This is a genomic window from Paraglaciecola sp. (genome assembly GCF_051252315.1).
GTDB lineage: Bacteria > Pseudomonadota > Gammaproteobacteria > Enterobacterales > Alteromonadaceae > Paraglaciecola.
The window spans coordinates 1-2,047 of the sequence record NZ_JBPOFP010000252.1 but is presented as its reverse complement, the minus strand read 5'-3'; the positions used below and the strand labels follow the sequence as shown (position 1 = coordinate 2,047).

Here is a 2,047-nt window from a genome sequence, read left to right as displayed (position 1 = left end):
GAGATATTCTGTTTGATAGCCTGAATCATGAGTTAACCAAAGAGTGCTATCGGTACGTACTTGAGTATTAATTTGTTGTTCGTCATTTCTACCAATACCCGCTGTACTAAAATGAGTTTTGGATAGGATTTCCGCCTCATCTAACAAAGACACAGCTAAGGGTTCTGGCAAAAAATCTCGAAGAATAATAAATCCCTCGTTTGCCAACTTATCACAGATTAAATCAATGCGTTTTTCAGGTATATGATCAATAGGCATGCTTTTTAATTTCGCTAAATAACTATATGAGACTAAAAATTACTATCAATGACCACGCCATGTCGCAGTCTCAATATTATCTTAAACTACAAATTTCTTTTGTTGCAACAAAAGTACTTTGAATTAACGCAGCATCGCTACTTGCACGGTGTCGCTGAATCTTCATTTTTTTACATACTTTATCTTTTGTATCGTGCCAAACTGCCATTTGATCCTCATCCAAGATCATTTCCAACGGGCTCAGCTTGAATTGCATAGACACCCTAGCATCTGCAAATAATTTAATCATCCATGGCTGATCTACCACCCATCCGTCTGAATATACAATTTGATTAAATAAAAACTGATTTAATTCACGACAAATTTGTACGATTGGTAAACCTTTCTCTAACAATAAGGTACGACTAATGCCATGCAGATTTTCAGCCTTATCATCCCAATGCTGCCAATCAGTTTGAGGTTTGACTAATTTACAAAATTTCTCACCAAATTGATTGATAACGCCAACTTCTATTGGATAACTTGCAGCACCAAAACCACTGGCTTCTACGTCAATTATATTCGGTGTAAAAAATTGTGTCATTTAGGTGTTCCCTCACTTATTAAATTGACTTACGACGACCAATATCTAGCTTAACAAATTTACCAACTTCAAAAAGGTAAATATACCTACCAACAAATATAAGTTGTTAAAACTTATTACAACTCTAGGCCAAGCTGATACAAATGGTTTTTCTTTAACGAAAATTGTTCAGCTGTAATAGCTGCGGCTTTTTTTAATGGCAACTCTTTCATAAGTAGCGTCAGTAACTTTAATGCTTCTGGAGAAACCTGAGTTTGATCTCTTTTTTCACCTGCAATCATCAATACAAATTCGCCTCTTTGATGATTAGTATCCTCTTCTAACCAAGCAACACAAGCTTCGGCACTCCCGGTATAAAATGTTTCAAAGGTTTTCGTTAACTCTTTAGCTAAAACTACAGGCCTATTTTCGCCTAATACCTTAGAAATGAGTTTTACTGTAGCCAATACCCGCCTTGGCGATTCATAAAAAACACTGGTAGCACTTTCCGCTTTTAAGCTTTCCAAAGCTTGTTCTCTGGCCACGGCTTTTACTGGTAAAAAACCTTCAAATCTAAACCTATCTGTTGCTAAACCTGCCCCACTTAATGCCGTAATAGCAGCACAAGGACCTGGCAATGGCACCACTTCAATGCCCGTTTCACGACATTGATTTACTAGACCATACCCAGGATCACTTATAAGAGGCGTTCCAGCGTCAGAGATTAAGGCAACATTTTCACCTAATTTAAGCTTTTCAATTAATTGTTTGGCTCTTTGTGATTCGTTATGGTCGTGTAACGAAATTAATCGAGTAGAAATAGCATAGTGCTGCATTAACTTTTGACTATGCCTAGTATCCTCTGCTGCAATTAAATTAACTTCAGATAAAACACTCAAGGCTCGATGAGTGATATCGGCTAAGTTGCCTATCGGTGTGGGCACAATGAAAAGTTTACCAATCTCGTTCAATTTTAATCTCCATTTAGGCTTATTACACAGGGCCAATAAAGACCGACTAACCTAGATATTTATTCTCGTTACTATAAACTATTACACAGTGAAATTTCTGAGTATAAACAATGAACATAAGAGTTTTTTTGGGGTGCAGCATCACAATTTGTGTTTTACTGTCATGTTCAAATACCCCAACTAAAAACCCACAAGTTAAAATTAAACAGTCTGTCGTTCATCAACCGAAAATTGTAAAAAATAGCGGTTATTATCT

2 protein-coding genes and 1 pseudogene are annotated in these 2,047 nt (G+C 36.5%); all 3 read right to left on the bottom strand.

Annotated elements, in window-relative coordinates; translation table 11 throughout:
- Window positions 1-258: pseudogene (locus tag ACSHXM_RS21750) on the bottom strand (2OG-Fe(II) oxygenase); the annotation flags it as partial.
- Window positions 259-334: 76 nt separating this feature from the next.
- Window positions 335-841 (bottom strand): 3'-5' exonuclease, encoded by a 507-nt coding sequence (locus tag ACSHXM_RS21745; RefSeq protein ID WP_435692516.1) that lies wholly within the window; start codon window positions 839-841, stop codon window positions 335-337.
- Between the two features lie 116 nt (window positions 842-957).
- Window positions 958-1,791 carry a 16S rRNA (cytidine(1402)-2'-O)-methyltransferase gene (gene rsmI / locus ACSHXM_RS21740; RefSeq protein WP_435692514.1) on the bottom strand — a complete coding sequence of 278 codons (834 nt, stop codon included), beginning with the start codon at window positions 1,789-1,791 and terminating at the stop codon, window positions 958-960.
- Window positions 1,792-2,047 lie beyond the last annotated feature (256 nt).